The sequence below is a fragment of the Cyclobacterium qasimii M12-11B genome (assembly GCF_000427295.1).
Taxonomy (GTDB): Bacteria; Bacteroidota; Bacteroidia; order Cytophagales; family Cyclobacteriaceae; genus Cyclobacterium; species Cyclobacterium qasimii.
This window is the reverse complement of sequence record NZ_ATNM01000172.1, coordinates 1-22225: the sequence shown is the minus strand read 5'-3', so window position 1 is coordinate 22225 and position 22225 is coordinate 1. Positions and strand designations below refer to the sequence as shown.

Here is a 22225-nt window from a genome sequence, read left to right as displayed (position 1 = left end):
TTTATTTATGAAGTATTCTAATCTTTCGGTGTGGCTATTGGGCTTAACACTGATTATGGCAGTAGCCTGTAGTGAAAAAGGAAGTGGGGACAATGATAAGATCCAGGAATTGGAGCAAAAAATTTCCCAACTAGAGCAAAATCAAGTGGTGACACCTTCAAGTGCACAAAATGTACAACCTGCTGATCCAGCTACAGTTGGAGCATTTGCTTTCGAAGATGAAATCTTTGACTTTGGTGCCATTAATGAAGGCGAAGTTGTTGAGCATATTTTCAAATTCAAAAATGAAGGTCAGGCACCTTTGATTATTTCCAATATTCAAGCTTCTTGTGGATGTACAAGTCCAGAATGGTCTAAAACTCCTGTAAAACCAGGCGATGAAGGTTTTGTAAAGGTAGTATTTAACTCTAGAGGAAAATCTGGTGTTCAAAGCCCAACCGTTACTATTCAAGCAAACACTAATCCTAGTGTATCAAGGTTAAGATTAAAAGGAGAAGTTAATAGATCAACAGGAACATCAACAGCGCCTTCAGCAGGTCCAGTAAAACGATAAAAATGCACAATTCATTATTGCTTCAAATAGACAGTGCCATGGGTAGTGGTATCATGGGTCAAGTTTTCCTTTTTGGTAGTATCATCCTGATCATGTATTTCTTTATGATCAGACCCCAACAAAAAAACAAAAAGATACTGCCAAGTTTATCTCTGATATAAAAAAGGGAGAACAAGTAGTAACAGTAGGTGGCATCCATGGAAAAGTATATTCCGTAGAGGGTGACATAGTAACCATCGACTTGGACAAAGGAGTGAAAATAAGGGTTGAAAAATCTGCATTATCTCTCGATTATACTAAAAAATTATCAACTGAAAAATAATTTTCCGTACACACTTGAGTACACTCAGTAATTATTTCCGGAAATTTAGACCTGATAAAACTTCCAATTTGAAGGTGGTAGTCCTGTGCGTTGTCACGGCTACCACCTTTTGGTTGCTGAATGCCTTAAACAAGGACAACTACACCACTATCGTCAATCAACCCGTCTCTATTCAATTTGATGAGGAAGAGTACATGGCAGTGGAAGGGCTTCCAAACGAGGTCAAGATAGAAATCAACGGGAATGGTTGGGATCTTTTGAAAAAATACCTGGGCGTTAGCCAAGACCCATTAGAAATAAACCTGGATGACCCTTCTCACCAACCTTACTTAATAACCGCTGAAATAGCTCAGCAAATGTCCGAGCATATTTCATCAACAAATCTGGTACGTATTGTTCAGGATACTTTGTTTTTCAGTATTGATAAAATTGTTTCAAAGAAGATCCAAATTATACCAGACACCTTGGCCAATACCTTGGCCGAAAATTACGATTTTGCATCTCCTATTACAATGGATCCAGAATTTGTCACTGTAAAAGGCCCTATTTCTGTCATAGAGCAACTTGAGGGAAAATTGCTCGTTCAGCTTGGCGAAAACAATATCAAAAACCACTATTCAAAATTACTTCCTCTTGAACTGGACAAAACTAAAAGGGATTTCTTAACCCTGGATGAAGAAACGGTTCAGATAAGTTTTCAAGTGGTTGCTTTCATAGAAAAAACATTAAAATTGGAGGTGAAAAAATTATATTTTCCCGCCAATGTAAACATTGAAGGAGATGTTAACAGCGTAACCCTTCAGTTTTTAGTAGACGAAAGGAAACAAAATGACCTTGAGGACCTTAATCTTTCAGCTATCCTCAATTACAATAACAGAAATAGAGAAGACAGTTCTATTGCTGTTTCCTTAAATGTAAATCGCTCTTTCCTTAGGGACATAACCTTCTCTCCTGATAGTTTTGATTTGATCTATGAGTAAGACTAGTCCATTATTGGTTGGGATAAGTGGGGGCATTGGGGCTGGTAAAACCCTAATTTGCAAAGTTTTTTCCCTCCTCAACATTCCAATATACAACGCGGATGACCGAGCCAAGTGGCTTATGACCAATCATCCTCCCTTAAAAACATTGATTATTGAAAAGTTTGGTGCTTCAGCATACTTTGAAGATGGCCAACTTAATCGCCAATACCTGGCAGATATCGTTTTTTCTGATCCTGATAAAACAGCCCTAATAAACAGCCTGGTACATCCTGCCGTCGGTGAAGATTTCAAATCCTGGGCCTTAGGCCAACATTCAAAGTATGTCCTAAAGGAAGCCGCATTATTGTTTGAAACGGGCTCCTACAAAGCATTGGACTACACGATACACGTAACTGCCTCGGAAAAGATAAGAATAGAAAGGATAAAATCAAGAGATCCTAAACGTAGTACGGAGCAAATCAAGCAAATTATAAAAAAGCAGCTGACAGATGAAGAAAAAACAAGCTCGCTAGTTATATTATTTCCAACGATGAATCAGCTCTCGTGATTCCGCAGGTATTAAAAATCCATTCGCAGTTGATGCGCAATGGTCACTGAGCTATTTAATTAAATTTCGCTAAGGCTTATCTGATCCAGGTAGAATTTCATTCTTGAATGCCTGTGATTCAAAAAATCAATTTTATCAATTCGGTCCTGTTTGTGGTTATAAAAAACTTCAATGTATTCCTCTCCTAAAAGGTAAAGGTTTACTTTATGCGTATAATACCGAATAGCAACAACGAATGTACCTTCAGTATACAATTTCTGCGTTTTCTTTTGTATGCTAAGCCTGCTAAAGTCCTCTTTACTCATCGATTGCTATGTTGAAGTGGTTTTGTAGTAGGCTTTTGGGTAAAAGGGTAAATATTTGGAGAGATTTACCCTCCACTAATGATTAAAAGTAAATAATTTATTCAAAAATAGCATCCTTCTGGCAAAGTAATTTGACTGAATTAAACTAACTTACCGTTTTTAAACGGCAATTAAGTCCATGAGTTTTGAAATCGCTCGATAAACCAAGGTAAGAGATATCTTGACAAAGCTCCAATAATGTAAGGAACGAAATAACAGATCTCATTTATGATTAAGCATCAAAAGAACAGCGTCTTTTTACTTTTAATTTTTAGTTTATTACTCCTTTTCAGTAGCTCTTGTTCTTCTACCAGAAAAGTAAGGCAGCAAAACATTCAACAGGTAGTCAATACAGCTAAATCCTATCAAGGCACTCCTTATAGGTATGGAGGGAATACCCGTTCAGGCATGGATTGTTCGGCATTGGTTTACCTTTCGTTCAAAAGTGTGGGTGTAACCTTGCCTCGTGTATCAGCAGCGCAAAGCAAAATTGGTAAGAAAGTCACTAAAGCAAAATTAAAAAAAGGTGATGTAGTCTTTTTTGCAACCGGCCGCAGAAGAAACAAGGTGACGCATGCGGGTATCGTCTTGGAAAAACGAATGGGTAAAACTTATTTCATTCATGCCTCCACTTCGTTGGGGGTTACGGAAGACAACTTGCAATCAAAGTACTGGTCAAAGAGATGGGTAAGGGCCAGAAGAATTTTTTAGCAAGTCAAAAGAGGGCAAAAAAGGGTGAAAATCTTTAATTAAATATATAGTGCTATAAAAATTTGTATCAAAGTGCATTAATTTTTAAAACATCCTTTGGTATTCAGCAATATTAACTAATTTTGCACTCGAATTAAAAAGTATTGTTCCAATAGATCTTAAAATATAACAATGGCGAATACTGGTAAGATAACTCAGGTAATTGGTCCTGTTGTGGATGTTTCCTTTGAGGGGAGTACCCTGCCAAATATCCTTGATGCACTTGAAATCACAAAAGAGAATGGCCAAAAGGTTATTCTTGAAGTTCAACAACACCTAGGAGAGGACAGGGTAAGAACCATTGCGATGGACTCTTCTGAAGGGATGGTAAGAGGTATGGAGGTCAGAGACCTTGGTAGCCCAATATCAGTTCCCACCGGCGACAATATCAAAGGAAGGTTATTTAACGTGGTAGGAGAAGCCATTGATGGATTACCTCAACCTGAGTCTAATAACAGGCTACCTATACATAGGTCTGCACCGAAATTTGAAGACCTGTCTACTTCTACGGAAGTATTGTATACAGGAATTAAGGTAATCGATTTGATCGAGCCATATGCAAAGGGTGGTAAAATTGGTTTGTTTGGAGGAGCAGGTGTTGGTAAAACAGTACTTATTCAAGAACTGATCAACAATATTGCTAAAGCATACTCAGGCCTTTCTGTATTTGCAGGAGTTGGTGAGAGAACCAGAGAAGGAAATGATTTGCTCAGAGAAATGATCGAATCAGGAATCGTAACCTATGGTGATGATTTCGTTGAGTCTCTTGAAAAAGAAGGCGGTTGGGATTTATCTAAAGTGGATATGGAAAAACTAAAAGATTCCAAAGCCACATTCGTCTTCGGACAAATGAACGAACCTCCTGGAGCCCGTGCAAGAGTAGCTTTGACTGGATTAACACTAGCAGAGTATTACAGAGACGGTGAAGGTGATGGAGCTGGTAAAGATATCCTATTCTTTATTGACAATATCTTCCGTTTTACACAAGCAGGCTCTGAAGTATCAGCCCTTTTGGGAAGGATGCCTTCAGCTGTGGGTTACCAGCCTACGCTAGCTACCGAAATGGGTGCTATGCAAGAGCGAATTACCTCTACAAAAAATGGATCAATTACTTCTGTACAGGCCGTATATGTGCCTGCTGATGATTTAACAGATCCAGCACCAGCAACAACCTTTGCTCACTTGGATGCACAAACCGTACTTTCAAGAAAAATTGCAGAACTAGGAATTTATCCAGCAGTAGATCCTTTGGATTCTAACTCCAGAATTCTTGAGCCTTCTGTAGTTGGTGACGAGCACTACAATTGTGCTACCAATATTAAAGAACTACTTCAGCGTTACAAAGAACTTCAGGATATCATTGCTATCTTGGGTATGGAAGAACTTTCTGAAGAAGACAAAAGGGTAGTACACCGCGCTAGAAGGGTACAACGTTTCCTTTCTCAACCTTTCCACGTAGCTGAACAGTTTACAGGTCTTAAAGGAGTATTGGTAGATATCAAAGATACTATCAAAGGCTTCAACATGATCATGGATGGAGAATTGGATCACTTGCCTGAAGCAGCATTCAACTTAGTAGGTGGTATTGAAGATGCCATTGCCAAAGGTGAAAAATTGTTGGCAGAAGTTAAATAATAGCACTTTATTAGGGTAATACGTCAAGTATTACCCTCTAATAAAATATATCATGCATTTAGAGATCATTACACCGGACCAAAAAGTATTTGAAGGAGAAGTTTCTGAGGCTACCTTTCCTGGAGCCGATGGTTCCTTTCAAGTATTGAAAAACCACGCTGCTATAATCTCAGCCCTTGTAAAAGGTGCTGTTTCTTACACTACTACTGAAGGACAGAAGTCATTGATAGTAGATGGTGGAGTAGTAGAGGTTAATGACAATAAAATTATTGTGTTGGCAGAAAAGGTAGTGAATTAAGCTACTTCTTTCGCAAAACATAAAAGGGTTCTGAAATTAAATTTTCAGAACCCTTTTTATTTTTCAGGTAAAAAACCTGGTAATCTTATTTCCCTAAGGAATCAAGGGCCACTTTCACAGATCCTTTGTCCATCAAAAGTGCTTTGGCTTTATCATAATCAGTCAGCCCAGCTCTTTCCATTAACATTTTCACACTTCTGTCTACAATCTTATCATTGATAAGTAAGACGTTGACCATTTTATTGTCTTCTACCCTACCCATCCTGATCATACAGGTGGTGGAAAGCATATCAAAAATCATTTTTTGAGCAGTGCCACACTTCATTCTGGTACTTCCTGATACAAATTCCGGCCCAGTCAACACTTCTATTGGATGGTCTGCATTCGCAGCAATAGGCGATTCAGGATTGCTCACAATACAACCAGTAAGTATTCCCTTATCTCTGCAAGTTTTCAAAGCGCCTAAAACGAATGGTGTGGTACCACTTGCGGAAATTCCCAAAACAAAATCTTTATCCGAAACCTCATAGCCAAGCAAAGCTTCCCATGCAGCATCCGGATCGTCTTCTTTTTCTTCCCTTGCCTCAATCAAATGGTCAACTCCTCCTGCTAGAATGACATTTACTTTCCCTTTTGGGATGCCATAAGTAGTGGGAAGTTCTATTGCATCCAGCACAGAAAGTCTTCCTCCACTACCAGCACCTACGTAAAATAGTCTCCCTCCATTTTCAAGCTTATCGACAATGGATTGTATCATTAAGTTGATTTTGGGCAAGACCTCTTCTATGGCCAGGGCTACTTTTTTATCTTCTTTATTGATATTTGCGGTCAATTCCGCTACAGACATCTTTTCTAAATGCCGATACAAAGAAGGCTGCTCAGTAATTTTTGTCATTATAAATCTATTTTAAAAGTTCTTAAGAAAATTTCAAATTGTTGGGCAGTTTCCGGGTTTTGAATTGTCAATGATATCGGATCCGGAGATCTGTCTTACTTGATCAAGGTCTGAATTTAATCTTTGTGTAAATAAAGCAAAATCCGAACTATGTACCACCATATTTACGCCTTCCTTTATCCAGAAAATTTGCCTTTCTATGGCTTCGGAAAAATGAATCCCTACAGCTAAGCCAAATTTTCTACTTGTCTTGATAATTTCCCTTACTGAATTTACAAATTCAGGGTGATCGTACGCTTCAGGAATACCCATGCTTACAGATAAATCGTGAGGACCAATAAACACCCCATCAAGTCCTGGAATAGACAACAATTCTTCCAGCTTATCTATAGCAGGTACACTTTCAATGTTTACAATGCTCAATTGACCTGTATTGTATTTGTCAAGGTAGTTCTTCAATGCTACTGGCACCTTTTCTTTACCTTCCAGGTACTGGTTTAACTTCTCCCCTTTTAAAGGCCTGTATTTAGTAGCACCAATTAAATCCTGAACCTCGCTGACAGATTCCACATAAGGAATAACTACGCCAACAGCTCCTGCATCTATGGCTTGACAAATGAGGTGATGGTCTGCCTTATAAACCCTTACAATGGGAATAATCCCTCTTCCCGCATAAGTTTGACACATTTCCGCAAGGTCTTTTCGGGAAAGAGAGATGTGCTCAGTATCAATAAATACAAAATCCAATCCGGAGGATGCTAATGTTTTTGGCCACAAAGGATTATTTGAGGTAACACAAGTACCAACAACTAATTCTCCGGATTGAATTTTATTTTGAAAGCTCATTCTATTTGGTCAGTGGGTCACTGATTACGCCAAGATACCTACCCATCCAATAAGGCAAAAGCCATATATCTCCCGCACTATATTCCTGGCCGCCACCATTTCCTCCGTCCAAGGTGAACCTGTTTCCATTGTGCCGGCGTATCATCAATTCATCAGGAGGCAGTACCACATCCGTAGTTTGTTCTCTAAAATTCTGTTCCAATAACTTGATGTCTTTTCTGTGGCTATTGGCGGTATTCCAACTGATCATATCAAGAGGATGCTCTTGAAGGTACCATACAGCTTCCTCCAAGTCAAAGTTTTCCCTATCAACCAAGGCGCCAAAAATATTCCAAAGTCCATCCTTTTCAGGCCGCTCTGACTCCCAGTGATCCTGGATCGCAAGTCTGTACTTCTCTTTCAATTCATCCGTAAAGGCATAGCGGTACAAACCCCAATACCCCATAAAATACATCTCATCATCAGAGTGATTCCAGGATTCAGACAACATGGCTGCCCAATCATCACTTCCTTCTTGTGCTTTGCCTATTACTTCCATTGGACGCATAAGGTTTTCTAAGTACCCATGCTTTTCCATCAACATGTAGGCTTCCTTTTTATATACTTCCTTACCAGTAAAATGGTAGGCCGTCTGCAACATGGCGATGATGTTGGAAGAATTTAACTTCCTGTCACCCACCATGGTAGGGAATCCATTTACATATTCAGGATTCCACCTGCCCCAAGTGGTGTGTTTTCCATCATAATCTATCAGGTACCAATCATTTTCTACAATATGTGTCATAAGTTGATCCAATAGACCTATTGCTTGCTTGCGCAACGCTTCATTGTCAACCAATTCCGCAATTACTGCAAAAACAAAAACATGACCAATCACTTCGTCACTACTCGTTGTAGCTTTCCAATCCCACTCTTTGTCAGAGGCATGTTGCCACCTGTCCGGATCAGCCAATTTTTCTATATACCCACTTCTAAAGAAAGACCTGGAAGGAAAACCTTTAACAGGATTGATGGTGTAAAGTCTTTCTAAAGCATCCAACGATTCCTTTACATTCTGCAAAGCATCAGCAGATCCTGTGGCAGCATAGCGAAATGCCTCTCCACCCAAATACATGGAAGTCCAAAGTCCATCATTGTCTGAATCAGCCAGTCTGCCTGTGTCCATATTGCCTTTTTCCATACTTGTCAATGTCGAATTGAACCCATGACGGATATGACGTTCTCTTACTTGTTCACCATAATAAGCAGCCTTCTCTGCCAAAGTCTGTGACATAAATACCAGTTTCCCCAGACCTTTGTCTGTCAAGACCAATACTTCGTCCTCATTCTTTTGACTAATATGAAGCACTTTGTCACCTGGCAACCATCTTTCTCCATAGTAGTAGTTAAAACCACCATCTTCTTTTTGCATAAATGCACCTCTCTCAGAACCAAACCAAAGTAATCCATTGATTTCGGTTAAGCTGGTCAAGGATGGCCAAGGCAAAGCATTGTTTTTTGCGCCAACCTTTTTATCTGCAAGAAGGTCCCATTCGAAATAGCCATCTGTAGTAGCTACCGCAAGCTTGTTCTTTCCTTCCCTAACCACAAAACTGGTAAAGCCTGAACCTTCGGTAAGGGTCTGAAGTTTTTTACTGGCTGCTGAAAAGGCCATTACCTTATTCTCTGCCAGAAGCAAATACCTGCCTGTAGCCATGTCATAAGAAATCCCTATTACAGGTGATCCACTGATCTTTCCTTTATAAACAACCCCTTCCTGGTTTACAAGGTGAATATTGCTTCCATCAGAGACCAAAAAAGTGAAATCTTCTCCATGGGCAAAATGAACGGCTCCCGGAAGCTCATGCTTTAAGTAAAGGCTTCCTGCCCAAGCATTGCTAAATACCGCTTTGTCATCCAGGTAAACAAACTGATCCTCCACAGTGGCAATACTAACAACGTTTTTATCTTTCATGGCCAGGTAGGTCTTGTCTGGCGTAAAGCTACCAGGGTACAAGAAAGCTCCTGCATGGGTTCTATATAGCCCTTTTGATCCTAAAATCTGGACGGTACCATTTCTGTCAGCATAAACCTTTTCCAGGCCTGATGACTGCTCATCTGAATAATATTTGATGCTATATTCCTGCACAAAAGGAACATCCTGGTGCGTCCTTTTACTGCTTGAAGGCAGCTGTTGCGCCTGAACTTCTGTCAAACCCAAAAGCACCCCAACAAGAATAAGAAGCTTTGACTGTAAGTATTTCATTGTAAAATAATATGGTTGATAATAATAGACTGATGAAACGATCCTCCTATCCAAAGGACTTTGTTAAAGTTGATTTTTAAATCAACCACTCTTCGGATTTATCCGATGCACGTTTAAATAATCTGTAAAAATTAGGCAATAAATGAATTTGTCCGCTTTGCTATTGAACAAAAACGGACAAATCTATATACCTAATCTAAAATTAATTCATCTCTTCAAAGAGAAAAGATCCATTCTTTAGTAATACCCATTTAATTATAGATGGACTATTTCTATTGCTGCCTTATTTAGAGGCAGGATCACTAATTACGCCAAGGTATCTACCCATCCAATAAGGCAAAAGCCAAATATCTCCAGCGCTATATTCTTCCATTCCTTTGTTTCCACCGTCGAGGTCAAACCTGTTACCATTGTGTCTTCGAAGTTTTAATTCATCTGGAGGTAGCACCTCTTTAGTAGCTTGGTTCCTGAAATTTGCTTCCAGTAATTCAATGTCTTTTCTGTGGCTATTTTTTACATCCCAGCTGATCATGTCCAGGGGATACTCCTGAAGGTACCAAACAGCTTCCTCCAAGTCAAAGTTTTCTCTATCCACCAAGGCACCAAAAATATTCCATAAACCATCTTTCTCAGGACGCTCTGCCTCCCAGTGATCCAAAATAGTCTCTTTGTATTTTTCTTTTAATTCATCTGTAAATGCATATCGGTACAAACCCCAATAACCTAGGAAATACATCTCATCATCGGAATGATTCCATGATTCTGATAGCATTGCAGCCCAATCATCACTACCCTCTTTGGCTTTTCCGATACCTTCCATTGGACGCATCAAGTTTTCCAGGTAGCCATGTTTGTCCATAAGCTTGTAAGCTTCTTTTTTGAAAATTTCCTTTCCCGTAAAATGATAGGCCGTTTGCAACATAGCGACGATATTTGAAGAGTTTAACTTCCTGTCACCAACCATTGTAGGGAATCCATTTACATATTCAGGATTCCACCTGCCCCAGGTCGTGTGTTTGCCATCAAAGTCGATTAAGTACCAGTCATTTTCGACAATATGAGTCATTAATTGATCCAATAGACCAATGGCCTGCTGGCGCAATGCTTCATTGTCTACCAATTCAGCGATTACTCCAAAGACAAAAACATGTCCGATTACTTCGTCACTACTCGTCGTTGCTTTCCAAACCCACTCAGGATCCGAAGCATCTTGCCAATGAACAGATCCTCCAAGTTGGTCTTTGAAACCACTTCTGGAAAAAGACCTGGCAGGAAAACCTTCAATGTCATTAATGGTATAAAGTCTTTCCATGGCATCCAAAGACTCCTTTACATTCTGTAAAGCATCAGCAGATCCTGTGGCGGCATAGCGGAATGCTTCACCACCCAAATACATGGAAGTCCAAAGCCCATCATTGTCGGAATCCTTTATTCTACCACTATTTACATTGCCTTTTTCCATCTGAACCAATGTTGCATTGAATCCATGACGGATATGTCGGTCTCTTACTTGTTTACTATAAAAGCTTGCCTTCTCTGCCAATGTCTGTGACATAAACACAAGTTTGCCTAGCCCTTTGTCCGTTAGTATCAGTACCTCGTCCTCGTTTTTTTGGCTTATATGAAATACTTTGTCTCCTGGCAACCATCTTTCTCCAAAGTAGTAATTAAAACCACCATCTTCTTTTTGCATAAATGCACCTCTCTCAGAACCAAACCAAAGTAAACCATTGATTTCGGTAAGACTGGTCAAGGATGGCAAAGGCAAAGCATTGTTTTTTGCGCCAACCTTTTTATCTGCAAAAAGGTCCCATTCGAAATAGCCATCTGTAGTAGCTACCGCAAGCTTGTTCTTTCCTTCCCTAACCACAAAACTGGTAAAACCTGACCCTTCAGTTAAGGTTTGAAGCTTTTTGCTGTCCGCAGAAAATGCCATCACTTTGTTCTCGGCCAAAAGCAAATACCTCCCTGTAGCCATATCATAGGAAATGCCTATCACAGGTGATCCACTGATCTTTCCTTTATAGAGAATCCCTTCCTGGTTTACAAGGTGAATACTGCTTCCATTTGACACCAAAAAAGTGAAATCCTCTCCATGGGCAAAATGTTTGGCTCCCGGAAGTTCATGCTTTAAGTAAAGCGTTCCCGCCCAAGCATTGCTAAATACTGCTTTGTCATCCAGGTAAACAAACTGATCCTCCACCGTAGCAATACTGCTAACGTTTTTATCTTTCATGGCCAGGTAGGTCTTGTCTGGCGTAAAGCTGCCAGGATATAAGAAGGCTCCTGCATGGGTTCTAAATAACCCTTTTGATCCTAAAATCTGGACGGTACCATTTCTGTCAGCAAAAACCTTTTCCAAGTCTGCTGACTGCTCATCTGAATAATATTTGATACTATATTCCTGCACAAAAGGGACATCCTGATGGGTCCTTTTACTACTTGATGGCAATTGCTGAGCGTGAACTTCTGACAAGCCCAAAAGCAATCCAACAAGAATAAGAAGCTTTGACTGTAAGTATTTCATTGTAAAATAATATGGTTGATAAAAATAGACTGGTGAATCCATCTTGCGACTATGAGAGATTCATATTGAAATGTAAACCCTGAATAAGGCCAATAAATAAATTTGTCCGCCCCGTTGTTAAAACATGAGCGGACAAAACTTACCTAACCTAACTACTAAAGCCAAATCAAGCTTACTTAATACCAGTAAGTGATTAAGTTAATTATAATACAATTTTTAATAAAGATGGGCTACTTCAATTAGAAATTATTTGGATCAATTTTTACATATTTGATGGATTTCCCACCCTCTTCGAGATGGTAGGAATAAGTAATGTGCACCATTCCTTTCCCATCTTGAATCAATGAAGGATAGGAAAATCCTCCAAAATCTTTTTTCTCATCCTCTAAATAAACTTTACTTCTCCAGGTTTGTCCCTCATCACCAGAAATGTATAGGGAAAGACGGTACCTACCATCATCAATGTCATTGCCAAGGAACAGCCACAATCCGTTGTCCAACTCTAGCAGTTCCACACTTGCAGTATTGGGTATGCTTGACTTTTCGGAAGCAGTCCATGTCATCCCCTCATCGGTAGAATAGCTTTTATGCAACCTGGTTGGCGCATCTCCACTATCCCTCATTATTGCCATAATTTCCCCACTTTTCCTTTGGCTCAGTGCCGGCTGAATAGGCCCTCTGCCGACTATTGGTTTACTAGGAATCCAAGTGGCTCAATCATCATCTGAAATGGCCGCCATGGAAAAGTTAAAACCATCCGAGTAAAGTGGTAAAAGAATTCTTCCCGATTGAAGAACAAGAGGTTTAATTCTTGTCATCCATCCAATACTGGATTTCTTACTGTCCTTGCTTGCTTCGATGATCATGTCATCATAAAGAGGTGCATATTCAGACCAGCCAGCATTATTATCAGGCAATTCCTCAAAGCGTTTGACCACTTCCTGATGGAATTCTTCCCCTGGTTTGAGCAAAATATTATCTTGCCAGCTCCATATTGGTGCTCCTGCATTGTCATAACTTGAGCTAGTCCTTAAGCGTAATATGGACTGTTCCCAACGGTTGGCCTGCACAGCAATCCATACCAGAAAAAGCTTGCCTTCCTGATTAAGAAAAAGCACAGGGTTGCAGTCTGGAAGGTTTGGAGTGTCAGCCATTAAGAAAGGCTCGCCCCACGTGGTTTCTTTCTTCCTAAGTCTAGCCCCCATTATCCGAACATCGTCTGCTTTCCTTTCTCCTGATCCTTCAAACCAAGCTGTAAGTAAATCCCCATTAGGCAATGCAACGATACTACTCCCATGTACATGGTTTTGCTGCAGAGGGAAAATCAAACTTTCAGTTTCCACCACCTTCTCCTTAGGAATGTATTGTCCAAAAGCAGCGGTATTAAGTAAAACAAGCCTATAAATACTAATCTCTTCATTTTATTTTCTTTCTTCTCTCCATAACTTCCGCCCATGTGGTCAATATAATCCCTTCCTCTTCAATGAATTTTTGAAGGTCCGGAGATGTCATGGCCAGCATGTCGGCATATCTAGAGGCTCCTGAGCCACTGATTCTGTCAAAGGTTTTTCTATCGCCTATACTGTGAACAATTACCATGGCCAAGCCAGGTTCCATTAAGGTCAATAACTCTTTACACTTCTCTACTTTATAAGCACCTAATCCCTTATCATCCACTTCATAATCTGGTGACCAGCTCCCACTTATTGAATGTAAGTCATCCAAGACGGGTAATCCTGCATCCCAGATTTTTTGCCCTACCATAGGCGCCTTCTCCGTAAGTGAATTGCCAGGTAATTTCATGCCCTCCTTATACTTTCCTTCTTTCTTCAATTGTTTGATGATGTTGTTGTTCATCGAAAGACCAAGCAATTTATTGTTCCCACCAGGGAACATGACAGGAATACCATATTCAATTCCCACCTTTATGTAGCGCTCTAGAAATGGAGCATGATAGAACAATGTACCCATATGGCTATCCATATGGGTGGGTTTTAACCCTAGTGACAAGGCACGATCAATCTGTGCACGAATTTCTATTTCGACTTCATCTGGAGTAGCATTGGCGACAACCTCTTCTACTGAAGACCACATGGCACCTTCTTCATCAACCAGACCAGGAACGGCAGCCTTTCCAGCAACTGGTGGCCAACGAAAATCTGTCCACTCTGAAGTCAAGGTCAAGTGAAGTCCTGCATCCAATGGCTCTTTAAGTGCCTCTTTCACAAAACTTGCTGCCCATGGGCAAGGCATCATGATACTGCAAGATGTAGCGACACCTTCCTGGATGGATTTGATGGCCCCTTCATTTGACTCAAAAGACATTCCTGCATCATCCACATGAAAGATGACTACTTTTTTCCCCTTAGGGTAGCCTAGTTTTTCAGCGTATGTCATTTCTTGTTGGCTAAATACCGGTTGATAGATTAATAGTAGAATTAATAAGTTCCAAACTGAAATTTTCATAGGCTATCAAGATTTAAATCCCTTCAAGCTTTCCTTTCCAGAATGCGACAGTTTGTCTATTCCAAGTGTAGCAAGCGACCAAATGGCCATCTTCATAAAACATGGCAGGATAAGACAGTTCATCTTCGCCATCGCCTTTTTCAATTTCAAATTTTAAAGGCCAGGTTTTGCCGTTGTCTTCTGAAACAGCAATGGAAATTGGGAAACGATCTCCCCAGTTTTCAGCTACAGGATTATAAATCAAAGCAATCTTTTCTCCTTCAATATGGGCAACATCAATTCCACTGTTGTTATTTGGCAATTCTATTTCTGTCACCTCTGACCAGGTTTTTCCGTAGTCTTCAGAATCTGATCGACAGATATTCCCTGAACTGCTTCTCATCAACATGTGTACATGTCCAGGTTTTGACTCCCAAAGAGCAGGTTGAATAACACCTTCTTCAGTAATTACTGTTCTGTCCATTTCTAGTTTGTCAGTAGCTTCCCAGGTATTTCCTCCATCTTCAGACCTGTCTACAAACACAGTCCAGACTTTATTTTTTCATCAGATGCAGGGGCAAGCCATGTTCCGTCAGACAAAACCAGCATATGGTTTCTTACTGGGCCACGTCCTCCTTTATCACCTGGAACCAATTCTTTGGCTTCAGACCAGGTAACGCCACCATCTTCAGTATACTGAACCCATGTTTCCCAATAATCAATTTCTTTACCTACTTTAAAGTACAAATAAACTTTACCATCCGGAGCATTGAATAAAACCGGGTTCCAGTGTGGCTCATTTCTTACTTTTACAAGTAGTTCTGGTTCTGACCAATTTCCAGGGTTGCCTTTGGAGATCCAAATTCCAACATCATTGTGTTTTTCATAGGATCCTGCAAACCAGGCTGTCAAATAATTCCCATCACCAAGTCCGGTAATGGTTGAGGCATGGCATTGCGCAAATGGCCTGTCCTCACCGAAGATATGTTCATAATCTTCCGTTACAAGAGTGGCCACCTTAGTACTTTCGACCTCTTCTGTGACTACTTCTGATTTATTCCCACCACCACAGGCGGCATTAAGGAACACTATAAGTGCGAAAAGCGCACAACTAATTACTTTCTGAGAATTTTTCATGGTTTTATCAATGGATTATTTGGATAACTGTCGATGATTTTTCCGTCTTCGTCTACTGTAAGAATGTTAAAGCTTTTGCCCTGAAGGGTCACCAAAGTGAAGGCCCTCACGGATTGAGAAGTCTGCAAGTACCAGGTACTTTCAGCATCGTGAACCGTTCTAGGTCTAGTCCCCCAGGATCCATCACCTATATAGACGATTCCATCTTCATCAACATTGTTGTTTTTATTGGATAGGTCCGTTTATAGGCATGATCATGGTTTTCAAATACTAACTGTATACTAGATTTTTCGAATAAAGGCACCCAATGTTCCCTAATCATGGTTTGAGTAGTACCTGTAAAGGCTCTCGCTGAAGGGTAAGCTGGAACATGATAAACAGCCATCACATGTGAGGTTTCCTTTCTTTCTGAATGGCAAGTTCACGGGCTAACCAATCTTTCTGTGGCCCATCTATTGCATTGGTATGATCTGAATCCAGGAAGATAAAGCTTAGGTATTTACCAAATTCCAGTACGCCATACCCTGGCTGTCCGGGGAATGCAAAAAGGTTAAAGTAAAATGGAGCACTCTCTTTTCTTTTTTCAACTTTCAAATGTTCAGGGATGTCCTCATCATTGTAACCACTCTTCACTTCGTGATTTCCTATTCCTAACATCATGGGTATGATACGTCCATCTTCCTGAATCAAAGTATTCTTAACAGCATCAAACCAATCATACCACCTGTTTACGTTTTTACCATCTCCATTGCCATAAGCCAGGTCTCCTCCAATAATTATAAAATCTGGGTTATAAGGCAGGACCTGTCTGTTGGTCTTTTCCATTACAGCCTTATCATGCATGGTATCTCCTCCTATCGCAAACTTAATGGGACTTCTGGAGATATCGTTCGGCATGGTCTTGAAATAATAAACCTTACCCTTGGCATCAAATTTTATTTCATAAGCACTGTCAGCAGAAAGACCCTTCAGGGAAACCCTGTGGATTTTACGGTCTGAGAAAGGAAAATCAGTTACATTACTAGTTGCTTCAGCCCAATTATCAGTACCCTTTTTTCGATAAGAAAGTGCTTGACTAGTGCCATTTTTAAGGTGCCAATCAATCGTAATGGTACTAGTGGGGTCTTCTTGCCATGTGAGGTAGATTCCACTTGGTTCTTCCTGAGCGACAAGCGCTAAAGGAGACAAACCGAGCAGGCAAAAGAACCCAATAATAAATAATGTTTTAATTCTTTCTTTCATCATTCTGGATTTAATTAAATATAGTACAGGTTATTTAGTTATAAAAATATAAAAACACTTATTCAATCGGTGTACAGTGGATTAATCATAACCAATGCTATTCCCCTAAAATAAATTGGCAATAGACAATCTATTGCATTTTGAAATCACTTCTAAAACTATCAATTGGTAATACCTTCGATTTTACCAAAACAGTTCCAGTCATCAATATCTAAATAGCTCAATTACCTTTTGATTGCAATATTTCCTAAAATAAGGTAGGAAAATCCCATTGACCAATCCGGGTTCAGCATTCATTTTTAACATAGACATACCCATCCTCAATCGTAATTCTCAATTACATTACAACAATTTACCGTTTTGTACTATTGAAAAAAACAATAGCTCTTAAATAGCCTTAACGCAACTTTTCAAGTATACCTCTTGAATCTCAACACATATATCTACTGATTATTTGCTGTATTTCAGCTAGTTAATAAACCTTAAACTTGACCTAAAATTCTATTATTGATTGTTAAAAGGTTAAAATTAAGATATATTTGTCGTTGATTTTTTTTTAAAGATACCCGACTTATTATAATGAACATAGGAATAGATTTAGGAGGAACTAAAATCCAGGTAGGTATAGAGCACGAAGGCAAAATCATTCATAAGACAAAAGCGCTTTTGAAAGAAAAAGACAACCTTCAATCCACACTTGACCAGGTCATAAAATTTATTGAACCACTTACAGCATATGATGTAGATGGCATAGGTATTGGCGTACCATCGGTAGTAGATGTAAAAGAAGGAATAGTCTATAATGTGACTAATATTCCTTCCTGGACCAAGGTGGCACTTAAAGACATTCTTGAAAAGGAATTTAACCTTCCAGTATTTGTCAACAACGATGTCAATTGTTTTGCCATTGGAGAATACAAATTCGGAATGGGCAGAAATTACAGCAATATGGTAGGGATGTCCATAGGAACAGGCTTGGGCTCAGGAATAATTATTGAGGGCAAGCTCTATGCTGGCGTAAATTGTGGAGCTGGAGAAATCGGCCTAATTCCATACCTTGAACATAATATTGAATATTATGCCAGTGGAAATTTCTTTAGTGCTGAATACCAAACTACTGCATTAGACGCCTTCACAGCCGCTAAAAACGGAGACAAGGAGGCCTTGGCCCAATGGAATACTTTTGGAAAACACTTTGGTGCTGCTGTGCAAGTGGTCATGTATACTTATGATCCCCAAGCCATTGTGATTGGAGGTTCTGTTGCAAACGCCTACCCGTTTTTTGAGGAAGCCATGCGCGCAACCTTTAGCAATTACATTTATCCAGAGTCTGTGAAAAAATTAAAAATACATTTGACCAAAAATGCAGATATTGCACTCTTGGGCGCTGCTGCACTTGTGGACTTATCAATCAAACATACTAGCAAAGTACTATAAAATCATCAACTGTGTTGGTTAAACGATCAATGCTAACCAGTAAATTATCAAACGAATAGAATTGTTACGCTCAATAATTTAATGACATGAAAAAAAACACACTGATTGTTGCCTTAATTTTATTGATTTTTTTCGTCATTTCATTTCTTACCAATATTCTTGGGCCGATTATTCCTGATATTATTGATAGTTTCACTCTAAGTATTGGTCTGGCAGGTTTTTTACCTTTCGCCTTTTTTGTTGCCTATGCCGTGATGTCTATTCCCTCCGGGATTTTAGTCGAGAAATACAAAGAAAAGAAAATGCTAATATTCGCCTTTACCATGGCTTTTATTGGTGCCCTTCTGTTTGCATTTATCCCTGGCTTTTCGGTTGCTTTGATCTCTTTATTTATTATTGGGATTGGGATGGCAGTACTTCAGGTAGTCATTAATCCTTTGTTAAGAACTGCTGGAGGTGAAGAACATTTTGCTTTTAATTCAGTGATGGGGCAGCTGGCCTTTGGGGCGGCATCTTTTCTTAGCCCTATGCTTTACAGTTATTTGGTTACAAATATTCATACGACAAACGATTCCCTTCTTTTTTCGTTTTTAAACCCTATGGTTCCTGAAGACCTAAAATGGGTTTCTTTGTATTGGGTATTTGCAGCCATTGCTTTTCTTATGGTCATCATCGTTTATTTCGCCAAATTCCCAAAAGTAGAACTCAAAGCGGATGAGAAAATTGATGTAGGTGTAGCCTTTAAAGACCTATTAGCCAATAAATATGTGTTGTTATATTTCTTAGGGATATTCTGTTATGTGGGCACAGAGCAAGGCATTGCCAACTGGATTTCAAAATTCCTTCAATCTTACCATGGCATAGACCCATCTACTACAGGGGCTATTGTCATTTCCTATTTTTGGGGTTTGTTAACAATCGGTTGTTTGTTAGGGCTGGCTTTATTGAAATTCTTTGACAGCCGAACAGTTTTGATATTTTTCACTATAGGAGCAATTATTTCATTGCTTGCAGGTCTGTTTGGTACTGCTGAAATTGCTTTGATCGCCTTTCCTTTGACTGGCTTTTTCGCTTCTGTCATGTGGTCTATTATCTTTTCATTGGCTCTCAATTCAGTACCTCAGCACCATGGTACCTTTTCAGGGATATTGTGCACAGGTATAGCTGGAGGTGCAATAGTGCCTCTGGTAATCGGTGGCTTGGCAGAACTTGTGGGATTAAAATTGTCGATGTTATTTCTTTTGTTTACTTTAGGATATATCTTGAGCATAGGAATTTGGGCCAAACCTTTGGTCACCAATGCTACTAAAAGTTTGAAGGATATCTTTAAGTAATACATGTATAAGATAATTTTGCTCCTCGATTTTGCCGAAGAGTACAGCAAGAGTTTATTAAAAGGGATCTCCAAGTACTCTACAGAACATGGCCCATGGACCTACTGTCGCATGCCGCTATATTACAGGGAAACCATTGGCATCAAAGGAATACTTGAATGGGCAAAAGATTGGGGAGCAGATGGGATAATTGGTCAGTTATACAATGAAATTGACCTGGAATCGCTCATCGCCTCTAAAATCCCTGTGGTGGCACAAGACTTTAAAGAACGGTTTACTGAAATTCCCAATATCACAGGTTCCTACCATGAAGCGGGTGAAATCGGGGCTCAGTATTTTTTGAAAAAAGGCTTTAAAAATTTCGCCTTTTATGGGTTCAAAGACATTGTCTGGTCCCGAGAACGAGCAGAAGGTTTCGAAAAAGAAGTCAATGCCATGGGTTACAAAGTCAATTACTTTGAACATAGAAAATCCCGTTCCACAGATTTATGGTATTATAAAAGCAACTCGTTGAGCAAATGGCTCTTGTCCTTGCCGAAACCAATTGCATTGATGACCTGTGATGACAATCAGGGTTTACACATTACAGAGGCCTGTAAACAAAATAAAATCCGAATACCAGAAGAAGTCGCGGTGTTGGGCGTAGACAATGATGAAATGCTGTGTGAATTGTCTGACCCTCCACTGTCAAGTATCGGTCTGGACATAGAAAAAGGTGGCTATGATACTGCCAAGCTGATGGAGCAAATGATCAGAACCAGTGCATCAAATTTTTATGATATCCTGGTAAAGCCAACGCAAGTCATTACCCGCCAGTCTACTGATATCTATGCTACCAACGATGATCACATTGCTTCTTCCTTAAAATTTATCCATAAAAACATAGAAAAAAATCTTCAGGTAGATGAGGTAGTAAAGCAGGTGCCTCTTTCCAGAAGAAGCCTGGAAAAACGGTTTCTCCAGATTACTGGGTACCCCATTTACAAATATATTTTCAACCTACGTATTGAAAAATTTACCCAAAAACTTCTCGAAACGGATGAGACGGTTTTTGAAATTGCTATGGATTTGGGATTAAATGATAGTAAAAACATAGCCCGCCAATTCAAGCAGGTAAAGGGGTGTAACCCTATAGAATACCGAAAGAGGTACCTCGCTGGAAAATAGCTCTACTTCCAGCTTCAGCAGTCATAAATTTCTTTTAGACTCTCCCTGACGAAATAATTAATTGTTACCGTTCATAAAAAGCCATTGTTAGGAATGGTACTTTTCAGGAGCCTAGGGTATTATAGGATATTAATGCCTGTATCAATTATCAACTCTTACCCTAATACCCTGTATGAAACATTTAGATAAAAACACAATCATTTCGATCATTATCGCTGGTATGGCTTTGGCCACGGCCTGGGCCATTCGTGGACAATTCGGGCATGAACAAGGTGCAGCATGGGCAGGAGGTATAGGTTGCCTGAGTATCATACTATTGGCAAAAAAAGAAAATTGGTATAATAAGGCCATAAAGGCTGCCTTTGCAGGCGCTTTAGGCTGGGGATTTGGTGGCATGATGAGTTACGGTATCCTTGTCGGGTACGGAAGAGGCATAGATTTTATTAACGTATACTACGGTTTAGCCAGCTTATTAGTGGTTGGGGGCCTTTACGGATTAATCGGAGGTGGCCTATTTGGTTTAGTACTGGCAGATCATCCTGAAAAGAAAATTAAATGGCACCAGGTAGTTATTGAAATGACGGTGGGTGCGATCATCTTTTATTTTTTAATCATTGAGCAACTGGGTTTTGAAATGACCCCTCCACGTTCAGAAGCCTGGGGGATATGTGCTGGCTCAGGAATCGCCATGTTGTATTATATGGCAAGAACCAAACAATACAGCGCCATGAGAGTGGCTGTATATTCAGGATTGGGAGGGGGCTTTGGTTTCGCTTTTGGTAATTTTCTACATGTTCTTGGAAATGTTGCCGAAATCCCCTTCAACATGTGGAACGTGATGGAATATTCTCTTGGGTTCTTTGGTGGAGCAGGGATGGCCTATGGAACATTTACCTCAAAATGGCCGGAAGAGAAAGCCACTACTAAATTTACAACTAGCAACCTCACTATTCCTGCTGTTGGCCTATTACTGCTGATTCCATTCTTTGTATGGCAACAATCTTTTATAATGAAGGATTTCTCCGATACTTTGGGGGCTTTTGTTAGCCAGCCCCAAACCTGGATGCTTGCTGTTCAGTTAATTGCCCTTATCGTCTTCCTGGGTTTAGCCATCTATTGGATAAAATTGTTCTCAGGTAAAAGAGGGCTTCAAATCCAACAGATCAGTTACAAGGAGATATCATTGGTTTTTAAAACCTTTTTCGGTACTTACATATTGTTCACCATTTTTATAACAGGCTCCTTTTTAAGCTTCTATAGAATAGAGCAATTCCTTTACATTGTCAATTTCATCATTATACTTGTCTTAATTCCAAAGTATAGCCCTTCCTTTCAGGAACGCCCAGCCCTGTCTAAAACCTGGAGAAAAGCCCTTTTGCTCATTTTTGTCATATTGGCTATTCTTACGCTAATTTTGATAAACAGCCATGGAGAAATGTCTCATATGCAAAAAAGATTTGATTGGGTCTAAGCCAAAATACCCAACTCAAGAACTCCATTGAGAGATGATATAAAAAA

The 22225-nt window shown here is 39.7% G+C and carries 21 protein-coding genes and 1 pseudogene; 11 read left to right on the top strand and 11 right to left on the bottom strand.

Annotated features, from left to right (window positions below):
• Nucleotides 1-7 precede the first annotated feature (7 nt).
• The 4 genes and pseudogenes from ADICYQ_RS21415 (at nucleotide 8) to coaE (ending at nucleotide 2405) form a co-directional block, all read left to right on the top strand.
• Nucleotides 8-553, top strand: a complete 546-nt coding sequence (locus ADICYQ_RS21415) for a DUF1573 domain-containing protein (protein ID WP_040417504.1) — start codon at nucleotides 8-10, stop codon at nucleotides 551-553.
• A 2-nt stretch (nucleotides 554-555) separates the two neighbouring features.
• Nucleotides 556-875: pseudogene (gene yajC, locus ADICYQ_RS26910) on the top strand (preprotein translocase subunit YajC).
• A gap of 74 nt (nucleotides 876-949) precedes the next feature.
• Complete coding sequence (locus ADICYQ_RS21410; RefSeq protein ID WP_235114841.1) at nucleotides 950-1855, top strand: YbbR-like domain-containing protein; 906 nt, start codon at nucleotides 950-952, stop codon at nucleotides 1853-1855.
• The gene (gene coaE / locus ADICYQ_RS21405) at nucleotides 1848-2405 is read left to right on the top strand and encodes a dephospho-CoA kinase (protein ID WP_316929331.1); all 558 of its coding nucleotides are present in this window, start codon (nucleotides 1848-1850) and stop codon (nucleotides 2403-2405) included. The genes ADICYQ_RS21410 and coaE overlap by 8 nt, the downstream gene beginning before the upstream one ends.
• A gap of 59 nt (nucleotides 2406-2464) precedes the next feature.
• Here coaE and ADICYQ_RS21400 read toward each other — a convergent pair whose 3' ends face one another.
• A complete protein-coding gene (locus ADICYQ_RS21400; protein ID WP_020891938.1) occupies nucleotides 2465-2710 on the bottom strand; it encodes a hypothetical protein in 246 nt (81 codons plus the stop codon).
• 267 nt (nucleotides 2711-2977) lie between these two features.
• Here ADICYQ_RS21400 and ADICYQ_RS21395 point away from each other — a divergent pair, with 267 nt between their 5' ends.
• From ADICYQ_RS21395 to atpC, 3 genes are all read left to right on the top strand, one after another.
• Complete coding sequence (locus ADICYQ_RS21395; RefSeq protein ID WP_020891937.1) at nucleotides 2978-3460, top strand: C40 family peptidase; 483 nt, start codon at nucleotides 2978-2980, stop codon at nucleotides 3458-3460.
• A 171-nt stretch (nucleotides 3461-3631) separates the two neighbouring features.
• Entirely contained in the window at nucleotides 3632-5134 is a 1503-nt protein-coding gene (gene atpD / locus ADICYQ_RS21390; RefSeq protein WP_020891936.1) for a F0F1 ATP synthase subunit beta, read from the top strand.
• 52 nt (nucleotides 5135-5186) lie between these two features.
• The gene (gene atpC, locus ADICYQ_RS21385) at nucleotides 5187-5432 is read left to right on the top strand and encodes an ATP synthase F1 subunit epsilon (RefSeq protein ID WP_020891935.1); all 246 of its coding nucleotides are present in this window, start codon (nucleotides 5187-5189) and stop codon (nucleotides 5430-5432) included.
• Between the two features lie 85 nt (nucleotides 5433-5517).
• Here the strand turns inward: atpC and ADICYQ_RS21380 are convergent, their stop codons facing one another.
• The 10 genes from ADICYQ_RS21380 to ADICYQ_RS21345 all read right to left on the bottom strand — a co-directional run bounded on the left by ADICYQ_RS21380 (nucleotide 5518) and on the right by ADICYQ_RS21345 (nucleotide 16772).
• Entirely contained in the window at nucleotides 5518-6327 is an 810-nt protein-coding gene (locus ADICYQ_RS21380) for an N-acetylmuramic acid 6-phosphate etherase (protein ID WP_040417496.1), read from the bottom strand.
• A 33-nt stretch (nucleotides 6328-6360) separates the two neighbouring features.
• On the bottom strand, nucleotides 6361-7173 hold the full coding sequence (locus ADICYQ_RS21375) for an HpcH/HpaI aldolase family protein (protein ID WP_020891933.1): 813 nt from the start codon (nucleotides 7171-7173) through the stop codon (nucleotides 6361-6363).
• 1 nt (nucleotide 7174) lies between these two features.
• A complete protein-coding gene (locus ADICYQ_RS21370; RefSeq protein WP_020891932.1) occupies nucleotides 7175-9418 on the bottom strand; it encodes a ligand-binding sensor domain-containing protein in 2244 nt (747 codons plus the stop codon).
• Between the two features lie 283 nt (nucleotides 9419-9701).
• Nucleotides 9702-11945 carry a ligand-binding sensor domain-containing protein gene (locus tag ADICYQ_RS21365; RefSeq protein ID WP_020891931.1) on the bottom strand — a complete coding sequence of 748 codons (2244 nt, stop codon included), beginning with the start codon at nucleotides 11943-11945 and terminating at the stop codon, nucleotides 9702-9704.
• Between the two features lie 239 nt (nucleotides 11946-12184).
• Nucleotides 12185-12604, bottom strand: a complete 420-nt coding sequence (locus tag ADICYQ_RS29080; RefSeq protein WP_235114847.1) for an exo-alpha-sialidase — start codon at nucleotides 12602-12604, stop codon at nucleotides 12185-12187.
• A 54-nt stretch (nucleotides 12605-12658) separates the two neighbouring features.
• The gene (locus tag ADICYQ_RS29075) at nucleotides 12659-13288 is read right to left on the bottom strand and encodes an exo-alpha-sialidase (protein ID WP_020891929.1); all 630 of its coding nucleotides are present in this window, start codon (nucleotides 13286-13288) and stop codon (nucleotides 12659-12661) included.
• A 73-nt stretch (nucleotides 13289-13361) separates the two neighbouring features.
• Nucleotides 13362-14411: a polysaccharide deacetylase family protein gene (locus tag ADICYQ_RS21355; RefSeq protein ID WP_020891928.1), complete on the bottom strand. Its 1050-nt coding sequence runs from the start codon at nucleotides 14409-14411 to the stop codon at nucleotides 13362-13364.
• A 13-nt stretch (nucleotides 14412-14424) separates the two neighbouring features.
• Nucleotides 14425-14934 carry an exo-alpha-sialidase gene (locus ADICYQ_RS29415; protein WP_020891927.1) on the bottom strand — a complete coding sequence of 170 codons (510 nt, stop codon included), beginning with the start codon at nucleotides 14932-14934 and terminating at the stop codon, nucleotides 14425-14427.
• Entirely contained in the window at nucleotides 14925-15527 is a 603-nt protein-coding gene (locus ADICYQ_RS29410; protein WP_262485384.1) for an exo-alpha-sialidase, read from the bottom strand. The genes ADICYQ_RS29415 and ADICYQ_RS29410 overlap by 10 nt, the downstream gene beginning before the upstream one ends.
• 384 nt (nucleotides 15528-15911) lie before the next feature.
• On the bottom strand, nucleotides 15912-16772 hold the full coding sequence (locus ADICYQ_RS21345; protein ID WP_020891923.1) for a purple acid phosphatase family protein: 861 nt from the start codon (nucleotides 16770-16772) through the stop codon (nucleotides 15912-15914).
• Nucleotides 16773-17348: 576 nt separating this feature from the next.
• Here ADICYQ_RS21345 and ADICYQ_RS21340 point away from each other — a divergent pair.
• The 4 genes from ADICYQ_RS21340 to ADICYQ_RS21325 all read left to right on the top strand — a co-directional run bounded on the left by ADICYQ_RS21340 (nucleotide 17349) and on the right by ADICYQ_RS21325 (nucleotide 22178).
• Nucleotides 17349-18206: an ROK family protein gene (locus ADICYQ_RS21340; RefSeq protein WP_020891921.1), complete on the top strand. Its 858-nt coding sequence runs from the start codon at nucleotides 17349-17351 to the stop codon at nucleotides 18204-18206.
• Nucleotides 18207-18292: 86 nt separating this feature from the next.
• The gene (locus ADICYQ_RS21335) at nucleotides 18293-19540 is read left to right on the top strand and encodes an MFS transporter (RefSeq protein ID WP_020891920.1); all 1248 of its coding nucleotides are present in this window, start codon (nucleotides 18293-18295) and stop codon (nucleotides 19538-19540) included.
• A gap of 3 nt (nucleotides 19541-19543) precedes the next feature.
• Nucleotides 19544-20707 (top strand): DNA-binding transcriptional regulator, encoded by a 1164-nt coding sequence (locus ADICYQ_RS21330; protein ID WP_020891919.1) that lies wholly within the window; start codon nucleotides 19544-19546, stop codon nucleotides 20705-20707.
• A gap of 172 nt (nucleotides 20708-20879) precedes the next feature.
• Nucleotides 20880-22178, top strand: a complete 1299-nt coding sequence (locus ADICYQ_RS21325) for a hypothetical protein (protein WP_020891918.1) — start codon at nucleotides 20880-20882, stop codon at nucleotides 22176-22178.
• Nucleotides 22179-22225 lie beyond the last annotated feature (47 nt).